Below are 16,541 nucleotides of genomic sequence, written 5' to 3' on the forward strand. Positions count from 1 at the left end.
TAAAAAAAGAGATAGCATTTTATTGTTATAACAATGCTATCTCTTTTGAAGTATAATTTAAATGAATTATTTTATATACTGAATTTTTTGTGTCGTTTCTTCATTAATGCTATCAAAAAAGCCTTGCTCATTCATCCATTTATCACTGTAAACCTTACTCATGTAGCGAGAACCATGATCTGGAAAAATAATAACCACATTATCAGTTTTCTTAAATCTTTTCTCTTCCCCCAATTGCTTTATTGCTTGCATTGCTGCACCAGATGTATACCCTACAAACATACCTTCAGTTTTAGCTATAGCTCTTGCCATATGGGCACTTTCCTCATCTGTAACTTTTACAAATTCATCTATCGAGTCAAAATCTGTTGCAGTTGGAATCAAGTTTTTTCCTAAGCCTTCTATTCTGTATGGGTATATTTCTTTCTCATCAAACTCTCTAGTTTCATGGTATTTTTTAATTACAGAACCAAAAGCATCAACACCAATAACTTTAATATTAGGGTTTTGCTCTTTTAAGTATTTAGCTGTACCAGAAATTGTTCCTCCAGTTCCACTACATGCTACCAAATGCGTTATTTTACCTTCAGTTTGTTCCCAAATCTCGGGACCTGTAGATTTGTAATGTGCATCAATATTTAATTGATTAAAATATTGATTAATGTATACAGAACCTTTTCGCTCTTCATGTAAACGTTTTGCTACTTGGTAATAAGACCTAGGGTCGTCTGCACTAACATGTGCTGGACAAACGTAAACCTTTGCTCCCATAGTTCTTAGCATATCTATTTTGTCAGCTGAAGATTTCGAGCTAACAGCTAAAATACATTCGTAACCTTTAATAATACTAACCATTGCTATACTAAACCCTGTATTACCAGAGGTTGTTTCAATGATAGTATCACCAGGTGTTAGAATACCTTTTTTTTCAGCTTGTTCTATTATATAAAGTGCTATTCTATCTTTGGAAGATTGCCCAGGATTGAAAGATTCAACTTTTGCAAAAAAGTTTCCTTTAAACTTGGAAGCTATTTTATTAAGTCTGATTAGCGGTGTATTACCTACTAAATCCAGTACATTGTCAAAAACTTGATTTCTGTGCTTCATAAATGCTTTTTATTTAAGATGTATTATTTGAAATTTAATACTTCTTAAAACCAGACAAAAGTAATATTTTTTTTTTTATTAGCTAGTAATTCCCTCTAAATCTAATAGAAAAGCATATTCCATAGCGACTTCTTTTAAGCTTTCAAATCGGCCTGAAGCCCCTCCATGACCTGAATCCATATCAGTATGCAATAATAATTTATTACTATCTGTTTTTAGTTCTCGAAGTTTTGCTACCCATTTTGCAGGTTCCCAGTATTGTACTTGCGAGTCGTGCAAACCTGTAGTTACTAACATATGTGGATATGCCTTAGCATCAACATTATCGTAGGGTGAGTAAGATTTCATATAATCATAATACGATTTTTCATTAGGGTTACCCCACTCATCATATTCTCCAGTAGTTAATGGTATAGTGTCGTCTAACATAGTAGTAACTACATCTACAAAAGGAACTGCAGCTAATACACCATGATATAATTCTGGATTCATATTAATAATTGCACCCATTAATAAACCACCGGCAGAACCTCCGTAAGCATATAAATGTTTGCTTGAGGTGTATTTTTCCTTTATTAAATGTTTAGAACAGTCTATAAAATCTGTAAATGTGTTTTTCTTAGTTAATAATTTTCCATTCTCATACCAATCTCTTCCTAAATATTCGCCACCTCTAATATGTGCAATGGCATACACAAAACCTCTTTCTAGCAAACTTAACCTTATGGTTGAAAATGAAGGATCGACCGTTGAACCATAAGAACCATATGCATATTGTAATAACGGATTTGTTCCATCTAGCTTGATTTCTTTTTTGTAGACTAAAGAGATAGGGATTTTTACACCATCTCTAGCAGTAGCCCAAATACGTTTAGACTCGTAATTGTATTTTTTAAACTTACCTCCTAAAACCGCTTGTTCTTTCATTATTTTACTTTTCTTTGTAGTGAAATTATAGTCAATTATTGAACTTGGTGAGGTTAAAGAATTAAATCCATAACGCATAACATCACTGTCAAAATCTGGATTATTACCTATGTAAGTATTGTAAGTTTCAGAATTAAAAGGCAAATAATAATCTTCATTTCCATTCCAATTTATTATTCTTAAATTATTTAGACCGTTTTCACGTTCGTTAACAACTAAATAGTCTTTAAAAATTTCAATATCTTCAATTAAAACATCTTTTCTGTGAGGAATTACTTCTTCCCAATGGTTTTTTTCAGTAAAATCTTCATGGGTTTTGAGTAATTTAAAATTAGTAGCATTATCTAAATTTGAAATAATGTAAAACGAATCGTTATAATGTGCAATATTATATTCCAAATCTTGAGTTCTTTTTTGAAATACTTTAAAATCTCCATCTGGATTATCTGCATTTAAAATTCTATATTCTGAAGACAGCGTACTAGACGAACCAATAACTAAATATTTTTTTGACTTTGTTTTGTAAACAAACGTATTAAAAGTCTCATCCTCTTCAAAATAAACAACTCTATCTTCCTTAGTATCAGATTGTAATTTGTGTTTAAATATTTTTTCTGAACGCAACGTCACCTCGTCTTTCATTGCATAAAACAAGGTTTTATTATCATTTGCCCAAGTTGCACTCCCTGTAGTGTTTAAAACTTTATCATCATAAATTTCTCCGGTAACTAAGTTTTTAATTTGAAGCGTATATTGTCTTCTACTAACCAAATCTGTAGAAAAAGCTGCCATTGTATTGTCTGGGCTAATAGAAATTCCTCCTAAGTTAAAATAGGCTTGATTTTCAGCCATTTCATTACAGTCGAATAGAATTTCTTCAGGCGCTTCTAAGGTTTCCTTTTTACGAATGTAAATAGGATAATCTTTTCCTATTTCGTAACGTGTTAAATACCAATATCCATTAAGTTTATATGGAACAGATGAATCATCTTCTTTAATTCTGCCTTTCATTTCCTCAAATAAATCTTTTTGAAAGGCTTCTGTATGTTTTAAAACACTATTCGTGTAAGCATTCTCTTCATTAAGATATTTAATTACCTCAGGGTTCTCTCTGTCGTTCAACCAATAATAATTATCTACTCTTACATCATCATGAATAATTAATTCTCTAGGTATTTTTTTAGCTTTTGGAATTTTAATATCATTTGCATTCTCACTCATCTAGTATTTATTTTTTTAGGAAATGCAAAAATAAGATAAAGGTTAAAACTATAATTGAATTTTATATTTTTTCATACAAAAAACAATTTGTTCTTAGCTTATTGTAATAAATTTGCAAAAACTAATTAAAATAAGAATTTATGTTTGGAGATATGATGGGCATGATGAATAAGCTTAAAGAAGCCCAAAAAAAAGTTGAGGAAACAAAAAAACGTTTAGACACTGTTTTGGTTGATGAGACCAGCAACGACGAAAAATTAAAAGTTACATTAACAGCTAATAGAACGTTTAAATCTATTGAAATAGATGATGAATTACTTAAAGATAAAGAGCAACTAGAAGATTATTTAATTATAACGTTGAACAAAGCAATTGAAAAAGCAACTAGCATAAATGAAGCTGAATTAGCAGCTGTTGCAAAAGATGGTATGCCTAATATCCCTGGGATGGATATGTTTAAGTGATTAATTTAAACCCCTTTAAATATCTCAAAAAACTTTCATGCATGGCATCGGAATAATCCATATGCGTAACTATTCTTAGCTTACCTCCACCCATACTAATTACATAAATATTATTGTCGGCTAATTTTTTCACAAATTCGTTTTCGTTTATATCATTATTCAATTCGAAAATAACAATATTGGTTTCAATTGGCTCTATAGTTTTAATTATGGATAGTTTAGACAACTCCTCTCCTATTTCTTTAGCCTTTTTATGATCTTGAATTAAACGATTTACATTATTATCTAAAGCATATAAGGCAGCCGCTGCTAAATATCCTGCTTGACGCATGTTACCTCCAAATATTTTTCGGATTCTAATGGCGTTTTCCATGATTTTTGAATCGCCAACTAAAACAGAACCTACAGGGCAACCAAGACCTTTACTTAAACATACCGAAATAGTATCAAATACTTCACCATATTGTTGTGTGGTTTCATTTTTAGCTACCAATGCATTCCATAACCGTGCACCATCCAAATGAAAACCAAGCTCATGTTCATCACAAACTTTTTTAATTTTTAGAATCTCATTAAAATCCCAAGTTGTTCCTCCTCTTCTATTTGCAGTATTTTCAATTTCAACTAAACTTGTTTTACTGTAATAATAAGCTTCTGGATTTATAGCATCTAAAACATGTTGCGCATTAAACATCCCTTTATTTTCATCTAGTAGTTTACAGGAAACACCACTGTTAAAAGAGGCTCCACCAGACTCATAATTATAAATATGAGCGTATTTATCACAAATAACTTGATCTCCCGGATTAGTATGTAACTTTATAGCTGTTTGGTTTGCCATTGTGCCACTTGGAAAAAATAATGCAGTAGATTTTCCAAACATTTTAGCTACGCGTTGCTCTAGCTTGTTTACTGTTGGATCCTCTCTAAAAACATCATCACCAACTTTAGCTTCCGTCATAGCCTCCAACATCCCTTTTGATGGTTTTGTTACGGTATCGCTTCTTAAGTCAATTATCATAAAAATTAATTTAAAATATAGTTACAAATACCAGAACCTATTGGCGAACCATCAGGTATCTTGGGCGTGTTTTTTAATTTAAATTTATCTGGATGTTTTTTGAATTCTGAAATCATGAAAGCATATTGATTTGCATATTTAACTCCACTCTTTTTATCATAAATCAGTTTTGAAATATTATTAATAGCAGTATTTGCTTCAGATTTTACTTGAAAAAACGTTTTATCATTTACTGCAAGATTCATTAAATATTTTAAAACCTCAACATTAATCATCTGTTGTACTTCGATTAAATAGTCGTCTTTATAAACCGTAGAAAATGAATTTTCGATAAGTTCTTCAAAAACTTCTCTGATTCCTAATTGCTTATTATCTAAACTTTCTTGCTGAATTAATCTATTCATTCTTTCCGGGTGTAATAAAAATTTTAGCGTTAATTCACTTGAAGTAGAAACAGCACTTAAGGCATCAAAACTTACGCCAGTTATACCCTGAAAAGATTCTCTTGTTCTAGAGTAATTAAAAGCTCTAGGAGGAAATAAATTCAGTTTATCTTTTGGTATAGCTATGGTTTCAGCTGAAATCGTTTTAAGAATCGATTTTAGCGCATCTCGTTGTGTATCGGAACTAATTGGTTTAGTTGTAAAATTCTCATCACCTTTAATAGCATAATTATAGTCTAGTCCACCTATTAGTTTTGTGGTAGCTTCAGTTTGATAGCGATGAAAAAAATAGAGAGGTACGAATACATCCTCTAAAACAGAAAATGGTTCATTGGTTCTTATATTATCCTCAGAAAACGTAGAAATTGCTTTTTCTCTAACTGCTAAAACATCGTCTAATTCTACAGAAGCACTTTTTCCATTATCCCATAAATGTGCTAAACCATGTGCCCCACCAGCAGCTCTAGCATCACTATCGGTTATAAATCGTAAGCCTTTTTTAGAAGCATTATTAAGTATTCTATTTAATTCAATTTTCTCATTCTTATTTTCTGAAAATTCACTGTAACTATAGGCTACTGTTACTTTATCCCATTCGCCAATACCTGTACTGTAGGCGTTATCAATATTTACCTCTTCGTTTATCAACCTAATTTGAGGATGCGGATAATCCATAACCGAGGCATTGCTATTTGTACTTGCTGCAAAATTATGGGCTAAACCTAAAGTATGCCCAACTTCATGCGCACTTAACTGCCTTATTCTAGCCAAAGCCATATCAAGCATTGGTTTATAATTATCATCGCGTTTTGCAAACGGTTTATTTAATAAGGCTTGTGCGATTAAAAAATCTTGACGAATACGTAAACTCCCCAAACTCACATGACCTTTAATTATTTCGCCAGTTCTAGGGTCTGTTACACTGCCACCGTAACTCCAACCTCTAGTAGAACGATGTACCCATTGAATAACATTATATCTACAATCCATAGGGTCTGCATCTTTTGGTAGTATTTTAACCTGAAAAGCATCTTTAAAACCAATAGCTTCATAAGCTTGATTCCACCATGAAGCGCCTTCTAAAAGGGCGCTCTTAACAGGTTCAGGAGTACCAGGGTCTAAATAATAAATAATTGGCTCAATCGCCTCCGAAACTGAAGCTTGAGGGTTTTTCTTTTTTAAACGATGTCTTGTAACAAAACGCTTTTTTATTTGTTCGTGCACAGGTGTTGCGTAATCTAAATAAGACATAGATATGGCACCACTTCTAACATCAAAAGCTCTAGGTTTATAATCATCATCAGGGAGTTCTATAAAAGAATGATGTTGAGTTACACTTATTAACGATGGTGTTGGAGCCACTGTTCTAAGTTTTTTTCCTGTAGGTGTTCCCTTTAAAGTTAGCAACGCTTCAAATTCTACATTTTTTGGAAATGCTTTAGTTCTTACTAGCGACAATGCGCTTTTAGTTAAATCTACTTTATAGACTCCTTCTTTAGAACGTTTTAATGTATTTGCTACACCGTGTGCATCTTCCATTAAAAAAGGAGTGAAATCTATGATATAAATATCATCACGTTTCTCAACTATTTTAAAACCAAATAAAACAGATTTAGCAAAAGCCTGCTCAATACTATTACGTTCTAATTCATTATTGGTAATAGCTCTGTATTTCTGATTTGGCTGAACTAATAATAATTTATTTCCAGCTTTTTCAAACTTTACGATACGCTCATTTCCTAATTGCCCTCTATCCAAACCAATATCATTAGATCCAACTCCGGTAGCTAACGAATTAATGTATAAAAATTCTTTGTTTAAATCTTTTACCTCTAGATAAATTTTGTCTTCACTTTCTACATAATGAAAATTAAAAAATCCATTATAAGTACTTAACTTTTTATCTTTTAAGCCTTGAGAAAAGCAATTGAAAATATTGACAAATAAACAAATGGTTAGTATTAGTTTCTTCATAAATAATTATTTTTTTATAAAGCTACATATTATTTTAATATCAATCTATAAATCCTATTTTTGTTCTAAATAAATTCTACACATGATTACATCCGATCAAATAAAAGATCTCAATACCCGCCTAGATAAACTTAGGCACTATCTTTGACATAGATGCCAAACTTATAGAAATACAAAACGAAGAAGAACAAACTTTTGACCCTAATTTTTGGAACGACTCTAAAGCGGCAGAAGTTATTATGAAATCTATTCGTGTAAAGAAAAAATGGGTTCAAGATTTTAACGATGCAAAAACATTAGTAGAGGATCTTGAAGTTATTTATGAATTTTACAAAGAGGAAGAAGCAACACTTGAAGATGTTCAAAAACGTTTTGAAAAAGCTGCTAACTTATTAGAGGATATTGAGTTTAGAAACATGCTTTCAGAAGAAGGTGATAGTTTAAGTGCTGTACTACAAATTACAGCTGGTGCTGGTGGAACAGAAAGTTGCGATTGGGCAAGTATGCTAATGCGTATGTACCTCATGTATGCTGAAAAAAGTGGTTTTAAAGTAAAAGAGCTCAATTTTCAAGAAGGTGATGTTGCAGGTATAAAAACAGTGACTTTAGAAATTGAAGGGGATTTTGCCTTTGGGTGGTTAAAAGGTGAAAACGGAGTACATCGTTTAGTTCGTATTTCTCCCTTTGATAGTAATGCAAAACGCCATACCAGTTTTGCATCTGTATATGTTTATCCTCTAGTTGATGATTCTATAGAAATAGAAATTAATCCAGCAGATATTGAAATCACCACAGCGCGCTCCAGTGGTGCTGGAGGCCAAAACGTGAATAAGGTTGAAACCAAAGTACAATTATTACACAAACCTTCGGGTATTCAAATTCAATGTTCCGAAACACGTTCTCAACACGACAACCGGTCTAGAGCTCTTCAAATGTTAAAGTCTCAATTATACGAGATTGAGTTGCAGAAGCAAATGGCGCAGCGTGAAGATATAGAGGCTGGAAAAATGAAAATTGAATGGGGTAGTCAAATTAGAAATTATGTAATGCATCCATATAAGTTAGTGAAAGACGTTAGAACCGCTCATGAAACTGGAAATGTTGATGCTGTTATGGATGGTAATATTGATAACTTTTTAAAGGCCTATTTAATGATGATGGGGCAAAAAGTTGAAGATGACAATCAATTATGAAAAAAATAGACACCATAATTTTCGATTTAGGCGGTGTACTTATCGACTGGAATCCTGAGTATGTTTTCTTAGATGCTTTTGAAGGCAATAGAGAAAAAATGCAATGGTTTCTCGATAACATTTGTACCATGGATTGGAATGAAAATCAAGATGCTGGCTATCCTATTAAACAGGCTACTTCTGATTTAGTTGGGCAATTTCCAGAATACAAAGTTTTTATTGAAATGTATTATGGTAAATGGGAAAACATGCTTGGAGGAGAAATTACTGGAACTGTAAAAATTTTAGAAAAATTAATAAAAACAAATAAATACAAAGTAGTTGCACTTACAAATTGGAGTAATGAAACATTTCCAATTGCTAAACAACGTTTTGAATTTTTAAATTGGTTTGAGGGTATTGTAGTTTCTGGTGATGAAAAGACAAGAAAGCCTTTTAAAAAAATTTTCGATATCACATTAAATCGTTTTAACATTGAAGCAAAAAATTCAGTTTTTATTGACGATAATTTAAAAAATATTAAAACCGCTAATACTCTTGGAATAAATGGGATTCAGTTTATAAACCCAGACGAACTTATAAAAAGTTTAGAATTATATAACATCCATATAAAATGACAAAAATATACCATAACCCACGCTGCTCTAAATCCAGACAAGGATTAGAAATATTAACAAAATCGGGTAAACCATTTGAAGTTGTAAAATATTTGGACAACAATCTTTCTGTTGAAGCATTAAAAGAAATAGTAGAATTACTAAATATAAATCCTATAGACTTAGTAAGAAAAAATGAAGCCATTTGGAAAAGTGATTTTAAAGGAAAAACACTAACAGATACTGAAACTATTGAGGCTATGGTAAATCACCCAAAACTAATTGAACGCCCTATAGTTATTAGTGGTAACAAAGCTGTTATTGGTAGACCACCTGAACGTATTCTTGAAATTATTTAATTTTGTTTAATTTTTTTTTAAAATGTTTTAACAAAAAATTAACCCCAATCAAGTTATCATAATTATAGATTTGCATTTTAAGTGATTTTTAGTAGTTAATCAAAAAGCTTTATTTAACAAGTTTTTAACTAATAAAGCTTAAACTACAGAGTAATCTTTTAGTCTAAATGCAAAACTAACCAATGGATTACAGGAACAGATTTTTTTTATTCATACTACTTTTAAGCATTTGCAACGTTGTTAATGCTGGAATAGACAAAAACATTACCATAAAAGGTAAAATTGTAGATGCAGAAACTAAACAACCTTTAGAATATGCAACAGTTTCGTTTTACAGCTATGCTCAAAAAAAAGTTGTAGATGGAATAATTACAAATACCAATGGCGAATTTAGTATTAAGGTTGCTCAGGATATCTACGACATCAAAATTGAGTATATTTCATACAAAACAATTACAATAAAAAATAAAGAAATTAACCAAAATTTAAACCTAGGAACTCTACAATTAGAATTAAATTTTGAATCTTTAAATGCTGTTGAAATTGTTGCAGAACGAACAACAGTTGAAATAAAACTCGACAAAAAAATATACAATATAGGCAAAGATCTAACAACTGCTGGAGGTACAGTTAGCGATGCCCTAAATAATGTACCATCTGTTTCAGTAGATATTGATGGTGCTATTAGTTTACGAGGAAATGAAAGTGTTAGAATTTTAATAAATGGAAAACCATCTGCATTAGCAGGTTTTGGAGATTCCAATGTTTTAAGTCAGTTACCAGCCGAAGCTATAGAACGTGTTGAAGTAATTACCTCGCCTTCTGCTAGATACGATGCTGAAGGAACCGCAGGAATATTAAATATCATACTACGACAAAAAGAAACTTTAGGATTTAATGGCTCACTAAATGCTACAGTAGGAAACCCTGATAATTTTGGAATTAATGTTAATATTAATTACCGAACAGAAAAATTTAATCTTTTTTCAAATCTGGGGTTTAGATATTTTAACGCTCCCAGAAATAGTTTTGACGATACCGAATATTTTGACAGATTAGTAAATGGTGCAACTATTACTCCAGAGTTTGAGAGAATTATTGAAGATGAACAAGTAGAACGTTTAAACAGAAACTATAACGGGAATCTTGGTTTAGAATACTTCCTTTCTGATAAAACTTCTGTAACAGGAAGCTTGTTTTATAGATATGGTGAAGATGCAGATTTGTCAAAGAATAATAGCGAACGCTTTAATAACAATAGTGTTGTTGAGAGAACTTTACGCCAAGAAAGACAAGAAGAAGACGGAGGAAACTATCAATTGGCACTAAACTACATCACAAGATTTGATAAAAACGGGCATGAATTAACTGCTGATATTCAGTTTGAAAATGGTTCTGAAGATCAATTTACTTTTTTTGACGAAGACTATATTATTACAAATCAAACCAATCCAGACCCTTTTCAAAGAGAACAAGTATTTGTAAACCAAAAAGAAAAAGAATACCTATTTCAAACTGACTACGTTTTACCTATTGGTAAAAATTCTAGGTTTGAAGCAGGTTACAGAGGTAATTTTAATAACGAAGTGTCAGACTATCTATTAGAGCAAGAAGATATTGTAACAAATACATTTTTTGTAAATGATACCATATCAAATGTGTTTGATTACAGTCAAAATATAAATGCATTTTATACACAATACGGAACCAAATTTGGTCAGTTTTCGTTTCTAGTAGGTTTACGTTTAGAAAACACTCAACTTAAAGGAAATATAGATTCAAGACTAACAGATGCTGAATTAGAAGAAGCCTTTGGCTTTCCAATAGATACAGATTTTAATAATAACTTTTTAGGCTTATTCCCTACCCTAAATGTTATTTATAACTTAAGTGGTACAGAAGATGATTCAGAGGAAAGCATCACTCTTGGTTACAACAGAAGAGTTAACAGACCACGTGGGTTTTTCTTAAATCCTTTTCCATCTCGATCAAGTAGAACTAATGTGTTTCAAGGAAATCCAAATCTAAATCCTGCCTTTGCTAGTGCATTTGATATTGGTTATTTAAAACGTTGGGATAAATTGACACTAACAACTTCAGTTTATTATCAATATGAAACAGATTCGTTTGAGCGTATTCAAGAAAATACAGGTCAACAAACTACTGATGGTATTGATATCATAAGAACAATACCTGTAAACTTATCAACTAATAAAAGAACTGGTGGTGAATTTGGCATATTATATAATCCTGAAAAATGGTTAAGACTAAATACGAGCTTCAATATATTTAAATTTGAGACAGAGGGAGAATTTAATGGTGTAAGTTATGCAGCAAATAATACAAGTTGGTTTGCTCGTTTTAGTGGAAAAGTAACTTTACCCCATAAAATAGATTGGCAAACTAATGCTTTTTACAGAGGTGCCAGACAAAATGCTCAGAGTAAAGATAAAGGTATTTTCTCGTTAGATTTAGCTTTTAGTAAAGAATTTTTTAATGATAACGCCACAATAACATTAAACGTAAGAGACTTATTTAACAGTAGAAAACGTAGATCGACAACTACTACTGATTTCTTTTCCAGTTTTAATGAATCTCAGAGAAGACAACGTCAAGTTAATTTATCATTAATATATAGGTTTAACCAACAAAAACAACGACAAAGACGCCAAAATAATGACGATGATGATTTAGATTTTGATAGCTAAACCCTCACAAATAAAACATTTTAAACGTTAAACAACTCAATGTTAATGTGTTATTTTATTTAACTTTTCTTTAACCGTAGTTAATCCTTCATATATATAGTTTTGCACAAAATTACTTGAAATGAAATACTTTTTTTTAATATTCTTTTCTGTTTTATCTACTAATATTTTGTTTGCAGACCCAAACCCTTCAAACGTAAAAAATAGAATTATAAAAGGTAAAGTTATAGATGCTGAAACAAATTTACCTTTAGAGTATGCTACCGTTTCTCTGTTTAGTCTTACACAACAGAAAATCGTTGATGGAACTATTACTGATATAAACGGTGATTTCGAAATAAAAGTAAGTGAAGATATTTACGACATTAAAATTGAATACATTTCATACAAATCATTTGTTATTGAAAAGAAAAAAATTGACTCTAACTTCGATTTAGGAACTGTATCATTATATCTGAATTTAGAATCGTTAGCTGAAGTTGAAATCATCGCTGAAAAAACTACTGTTGAAGTTAGATTAGACAAAAAAATATACAATGTTGGTAAAGACCTTACCGTTCGTGGTGGTAATGTTAGCGATGTTTTAGATAACGTACCATCGGTTTCTGTTGATGCTGAAGGCACAATCGCATTGCGTGGAAATGATAATGTAAGAATTCTTATAAATGGTAAACCATCCGGGTTGGTTGGTTTAGATTCTAGTGAAGCTTTACGACAACTTCCAGCTGAAGCTATTGAAAAAGTTGAAGTTATTACATCTCCTTCTGCTAGATATGAAGCGGAAGGAACCGCAGGAATTTTAAATATAATTTTGCGTCGTAGTAAGCTCCAAGGCTTTAATGGCGCAATTACAGCAAATGTAGGTCATCCAGATAGAGCTGGTTTATCTGGAAATATAAATTTCCGAACAGGAGATTTAAACATTTTTAATACATTGTCTTACAGGTATAATGAATCTCCAGGATACTGGTATTCTACTACAACTTTTAAATCTACTGGAAATATTCTTGACGAAAGAAGGGACTGGACTGAAACATCAAAAGGCATAACAAATAATTTTGGAATTGAGTGGTATATTAACGAATCCTCATCAATAACAACAGCTATGGTTTATAGCGATAATGGTGGTGGACGAAATTCAATTAATAATTTATTGCAGTTTGATTCTAACTTGAATTTAACATCAGAAAGTTTAAGAATAGATCCTCAAGATCGCGACTCAAAAAATATTCAATACTCATTTAATTATACTAAAAATTTCAAAACAAGTGGACATAAATTAACTTTCGATTTTCAGTTTGAAGATAATGAAAGAAATGAATTCTCGTTAATAAATGTTGATGGTACAGACACAGATATTCTTGATCAAGACATTGATGATTCTAAAATATTTTTAAGAACTGATTATGTTTTACCATTAGGAGAGAATAGCCAATTTGAGATAGGTTATAGAGGAGATTATAATGATTCAAAAACAGATTACAGAGTAGAGCTATTAAACACAAATACCAATATGTTTGAAGTTGATACGGGCTTAACCAACGTATTTAATTTTAGAAATTACATACATGCTGCATACATGCAATTTGGAAGTAAGGTTGATAAATTTTCTTATTTATTGGGTTTACGTATGGAGAACACGCAACTTACTCTAGATCAGCCAACATCTGGAGATTTTGAAAAAAGAAATTTCACAGGCTTGTTTCCAACAGTTAACTTAACTTATGAATTTGATGATGACGAAAACTTAACGCTTGGTTTTAACAGAAGATTAAGTCGCCCATGGTCATTCTTCCTAAATCCGTATCCATCAAGAAGTAGTATTACTAACATTTTTCAAGGAGAACCTGGGCTTAATCCAACATATTCTAGCCAGATAGATTTAGGTTATCTCAATAGGTTTAATAAGTTTGTTTTAAGCTCATCTGCATACTATCAGCGTTCTACAAACATAATTAAATTTGTTAGCAGAAATACGGGAGATTTTGTAGATGTAGGTGGTAGAAGCACTCCTGTAGTTTTAAGAACACCATCAAACATTGCAACAGAAAATCGTTATGGTTTTGAATTCAATCTTACTTATAGTCCTTCCAGAAAATGGCGTGTTAATACAGACTTCAATTTATTCAACTCTATAATTGAAGGCGAATTTAATGGTAATAATTTTGACTCGGAAAACGTAAGTTGGACAGTTCGCCTAAACAACAAGCTAACCATATTTAAAGATATAGACTGGCAAACTAATTTAAACTATAGAGGTCCCACTTTAGATGCTCAAAATACAAGAGACGGTGTATTGGCAGTAGACTTGGCTTTTAGTAAAGATTTGTTCAAAGAAAAAGCTTCTATAGCTTTTAATATAAGTGATTTGTTTAACAGTCGTGCATTTACTGGTACTGTTGATACAGAAGATTTTATTACTGAGAGAGAACTTCGGTATAGAGGTGTAAGAACCTATAACTTATCATTCACATATAGATTTAATCAGAAGAAGAAACAAGAGTTTCAAAGAAACTTTAGTGGTGGTGATATAGATATCTAATTGTTACAAAATAAAAAAGGAAGCTAAATTAGCTTCCTTTTTTATTTATATTATTTTCTTATTAAGAATTTAATCGTTTTGCTTTTTTTTCCTCACGAATTTCTTTTATTCTTTCTATTAAAGAACCTCCAATCCAATAAGGAATTACAAAGGTTAATAAAAAAATCATCAACCAAAACCCTATTGTTAATATGGTTAAAAAAGCTAAAAATCCTAAATATTGATCAAATTCAAACATAATTTGTGTGTATCTTATTAAAAATCTATTGCAAAGATATAATAAAGGTATTTGTTATACAATACGAAACCAAAAATTATTAACATACTTGTCATCAATATAGTTTTTCTAAAAAATCTTAAAAAACTAACAAGTATCATAATATTAAACCTGACAAAAGAATTAACTTTGTAAATCAAATTAAATCATTCCAAAAATGAGTTTCAGAATAGAAAAAGATACTATGGGCGAGGTAAAAGTACCTGCCGATAAACTTTGGGGAGCACAAACAGAACGCTCTAGAAATAACTTTAAAATAGGTCCAGCTGCTTCTATGCCTCTGGAAATAGTATATGGCTTTGCTTATTTAAAAAAAGCAGCAGCTTACACCAACTGTGAATTGGGTGTTTTAGCTATTGAAAAAAGAGATTTGATAGCTCAAGTTTGCGAGGAAATTTTAGCTGGTAAACATGATGACCAATTCCCTTTAGTTATTTGGCAAACTGGTTCTGGCACACAAAGCAATATGAATGTTAATGAGGTTATTGCTAACAGAGCTCATCAAATTGCTGGAAAAGTTATTGGAGAAGGTGAAAAGACTATTCAACCAAATGATGATGTTAATAAATCGCAATCATCAAACGACACCTTCCCTACTGGCATGCACATAGCTGCTTATAAGAAAATAGTTGAAACCACAATACCGGGAGTTAAACAATTACGAGATACATTAAAGAAAAAATCTGAAGATTTCAAAACTGTTGTGAAAATTGGTAGAACACATTTAATGGATGCTACACCAATAACACTGGGTCAGGAATTATCTGGTTATGTTGCACAATTAGATCATGGCTTAAAAGCTCTAGAAAACACTTTATCTCACTTAAGCGAATTGGCATTGGGAGGCACTGCAGTTGGAACAGGTTTAAACACACCTAAAGGCTATAGTAAGCGTGTTGCGGAATTTATAGCGGAATTTACTAACCTTCCTTTCGTAACTGCTCCAAACAAATTTGAAGCCTTGGCAGCTCATGATGCTTTAGTTGAAACACATGGCGCATTAAAACAATTGGCAGTATCGTTAAATAAAATAGCAAATGACATTAGGTTAATGGCATCTGGACCAAGGTCTGGAATTGGCGAAATTACTATTCCTGCTAACGAACCAGGTAGTTCGATTATGCCAGGAAAAGTTAATCCAACTCAATGTGAGGCTTTAACTATGGTTTGTGCACAAGTTATGGGTAACGATGTTGCAGTTTCTGTTGGTGGTTTACAAGGTCATTATGAACTTAATGTTTTTAAACCTGTTATGGCTGCTAATGTTTTACAATCTGCACAATTAATTGGTGATGCATGTGTAAGTTTTGAAGAAAATTGTGCCAATGGTATTGAACCCAATAATGAAGTTATTACCAAACTGTTAAATAACTCTTTAATGCTAGTTACAGCTTTAAACACCAAAATAGGATACTATAAAGCTGCGGAAATAGCAAATACTGCGCATAAAAATGGAACTACCTTAAAAGAAGAAGCCATTAATTTAGGCTATGTTACTGCGGAGGATTATGATGCTTGGGTAAAACCTGAAGATATGGTTGGTAGTTTAAAGTAAACTATACTAACAAATTTATATAAAAAAACAGGTAAATAATTTACCTGTTTTTTTGGTTGGTTAGCTATCAATCCTTTGTATTTTACAATTAAAAAGGAAATCGAGTCAAATATATAATTTAACATATTAATAGTTATTAACATTTGTTAACAAC

The 16,541-nt window shown here is 31.5% G+C and carries 12 protein-coding genes; 7 read left to right on the forward strand and 5 right to left on the reverse strand.

The genetic code is table 11. The features are described from left to right. Positions 1-66: 66 nt before the first annotated feature. Positions 67-1,107 (reverse strand): cysteate synthase, encoded by a 1,041-nt coding sequence (capA, locus tag ABD939_RS09815; RefSeq protein WP_345167775.1) that lies wholly within the window; start codon positions 1,105-1,107, stop codon positions 67-69. A 78-nt stretch (positions 1,108-1,185) separates the two neighbouring features. Then, positions 1,186-3,255 carry a S9 family peptidase gene (locus ABD939_RS09820; protein ID WP_345167777.1) on the reverse strand — a complete coding sequence of 690 codons (2,070 nt, stop codon included), beginning with the start codon at positions 3,253-3,255 and terminating at the stop codon, positions 1,186-1,188. Between the two features lie 140 nt (positions 3,256-3,395). On the opposite strand from ABD939_RS09820, the gene ABD939_RS09825 reads away from it, so the two are divergent. Beyond that, entirely contained in the window at positions 3,396-3,719 is a 324-nt protein-coding gene (locus tag ABD939_RS09825) for a YbaB/EbfC family nucleoid-associated protein (protein ID WP_345167779.1), read from the forward strand. On the opposite strand, the gene ABD939_RS09830 is transcribed toward ABD939_RS09825, so the two are convergent. Continuing rightward, on the reverse strand, positions 3,712-4,740 hold the full coding sequence (locus ABD939_RS09830) for a threonine aldolase family protein (RefSeq protein ID WP_345167783.1): 1,029 nt from the start codon (positions 4,738-4,740) through the stop codon (positions 3,712-3,714). The two genes, ABD939_RS09825 and ABD939_RS09830, sit on opposite strands and share 8 nt — an antisense overlap. Positions 4,741-4,745: 5 nt before the next feature. Beyond that, entirely contained in the window at positions 4,746-7,157 is a 2,412-nt protein-coding gene (locus tag ABD939_RS09835) for a zinc-dependent metalloprotease (RefSeq protein ID WP_345167786.1), read from the reverse strand. 82 nt (positions 7,158-7,239) lie between these two features. On the opposite strand from ABD939_RS09835, the gene prfB reads away from it, so the two are divergent. From prfB to ABD939_RS09860, 5 genes are all read left to right on the forward strand, one after another. Further along, positions 7,240-8,350 (forward strand): peptide chain release factor 2 gene (gene prfB, locus ABD939_RS09840; RefSeq protein ID WP_345167788.1). Its coding sequence is split into 2 segments (ribosomal slippage): positions 7,240-7,302 and positions 7,304-8,350, totalling 1,110 coding nucleotides; the frame shifts between segments, so codons are not numbered across the junction. Next, entirely contained in the window at positions 8,347-8,967 is a 621-nt protein-coding gene (locus ABD939_RS09845) for an HAD family hydrolase (protein ID WP_345167791.1), read from the forward strand. Before prfB ends, ABD939_RS09845 begins: the two co-directional genes overlap by 4 nt. Beyond that, entirely contained in the window at positions 8,964-9,305 is a 342-nt protein-coding gene (gene arsC, locus ABD939_RS09850) for an arsenate reductase (glutaredoxin) (protein WP_345167793.1), read from the forward strand. The genes ABD939_RS09845 and arsC overlap by 4 nt, the downstream gene beginning before the upstream one ends. 182 nt (positions 9,306-9,487) lie before the next feature. Further along, complete coding sequence (locus ABD939_RS09855; RefSeq protein ID WP_345167796.1) at positions 9,488-12,013, forward strand: TonB-dependent receptor; 2,526 nt, start codon at positions 9,488-9,490, stop codon at positions 12,011-12,013. A gap of 121 nt (positions 12,014-12,134) precedes the next feature. Further along, positions 12,135-14,555, forward strand: coding sequence for a TonB-dependent receptor (locus ABD939_RS09860; protein WP_345167799.1), 2,421 nt, complete (start codon positions 12,135-12,137; stop codon positions 14,553-14,555). Positions 14,556-14,616: 61 nt separating this feature from the next. Here ABD939_RS09860 and ABD939_RS09865 read toward each other — a convergent pair whose 3' ends face one another. Continuing rightward, positions 14,617-14,793: a hypothetical protein gene (locus ABD939_RS09865; protein WP_345167802.1), complete on the reverse strand. Its 177-nt coding sequence runs from the start codon at positions 14,791-14,793 to the stop codon at positions 14,617-14,619. A 196-nt stretch (positions 14,794-14,989) separates the two neighbouring features. Here ABD939_RS09865 and fumC point away from each other — a divergent pair, with 196 nt between their 5' ends. Next, positions 14,990-16,387, forward strand: a complete 1,398-nt coding sequence (fumC, locus tag ABD939_RS09870; protein WP_345167804.1) for a class II fumarate hydratase — start codon at positions 14,990-14,992, stop codon at positions 16,385-16,387. Positions 16,388-16,541 lie beyond the last annotated feature (154 nt).

Origin of the sequence: Algibacter aquimarinus (genome assembly GCF_039543265.1) — a bacterium.
GTDB classification, from domain to species: domain Bacteria; phylum Bacteroidota; class Bacteroidia; order Flavobacteriales; family Flavobacteriaceae; genus Algibacter_B; species Algibacter_B aquimarinus.

What these genes read in the sequence shown, in the direction of transcription:
- capA (WP_345167775.1), bottom strand. Translation starts at nt 1,107, where the DNA reads ATGAAGCACAGAAATCAAGTTTTTGACAATGTACTGGATTTAGTAGGT.
- ABD939_RS09820 (WP_345167777.1), bottom strand. Translation starts at nt 3,255, where the DNA reads ATGAGTGAGAATGCAAATGATATTAAAATTCCAAAAGCTAAAAAAATA.
- ABD939_RS09825 (WP_345167779.1), top strand. Translation starts at nt 3,396, where the DNA reads ATGTTTGGAGATATGATGGGCATGATGAATAAGCTTAAAGAAGCCCAA.
- ABD939_RS09830 (WP_345167783.1), bottom strand. Translation starts at nt 4,740, where the DNA reads ATGATAATTGACTTAAGAAGCGATACCGTAACAAAACCATCAAAAGGG.
- ABD939_RS09835 (WP_345167786.1), bottom strand. Translation starts at nt 7,157, where the DNA reads ATGAAGAAACTAATACTAACCATTTGTTTATTTGTCAATATTTTCAAT.
- ABD939_RS09845 (WP_345167791.1), top strand. Translation starts at nt 8,347, where the DNA reads ATGAAAAAAATAGACACCATAATTTTCGATTTAGGCGGTGTACTTATC.
- arsC (WP_345167793.1), top strand. Translation starts at nt 8,964, where the DNA reads ATGACAAAAATATACCATAACCCACGCTGCTCTAAATCCAGACAAGGA.
- ABD939_RS09855 (WP_345167796.1), top strand. Translation starts at nt 9,488, where the DNA reads ATGGATTACAGGAACAGATTTTTTTTATTCATACTACTTTTAAGCATT.
- ABD939_RS09860 (WP_345167799.1), top strand. Translation starts at nt 12,135, where the DNA reads ATGAAATACTTTTTTTTAATATTCTTTTCTGTTTTATCTACTAATATT.
- ABD939_RS09865 (WP_345167802.1), bottom strand. Translation starts at nt 14,793, where the DNA reads ATGTTTGAATTTGATCAATATTTAGGATTTTTAGCTTTTTTAACCATA.
- fumC (WP_345167804.1), top strand. Translation starts at nt 14,990, where the DNA reads ATGAGTTTCAGAATAGAAAAAGATACTATGGGCGAGGTAAAAGTACCT.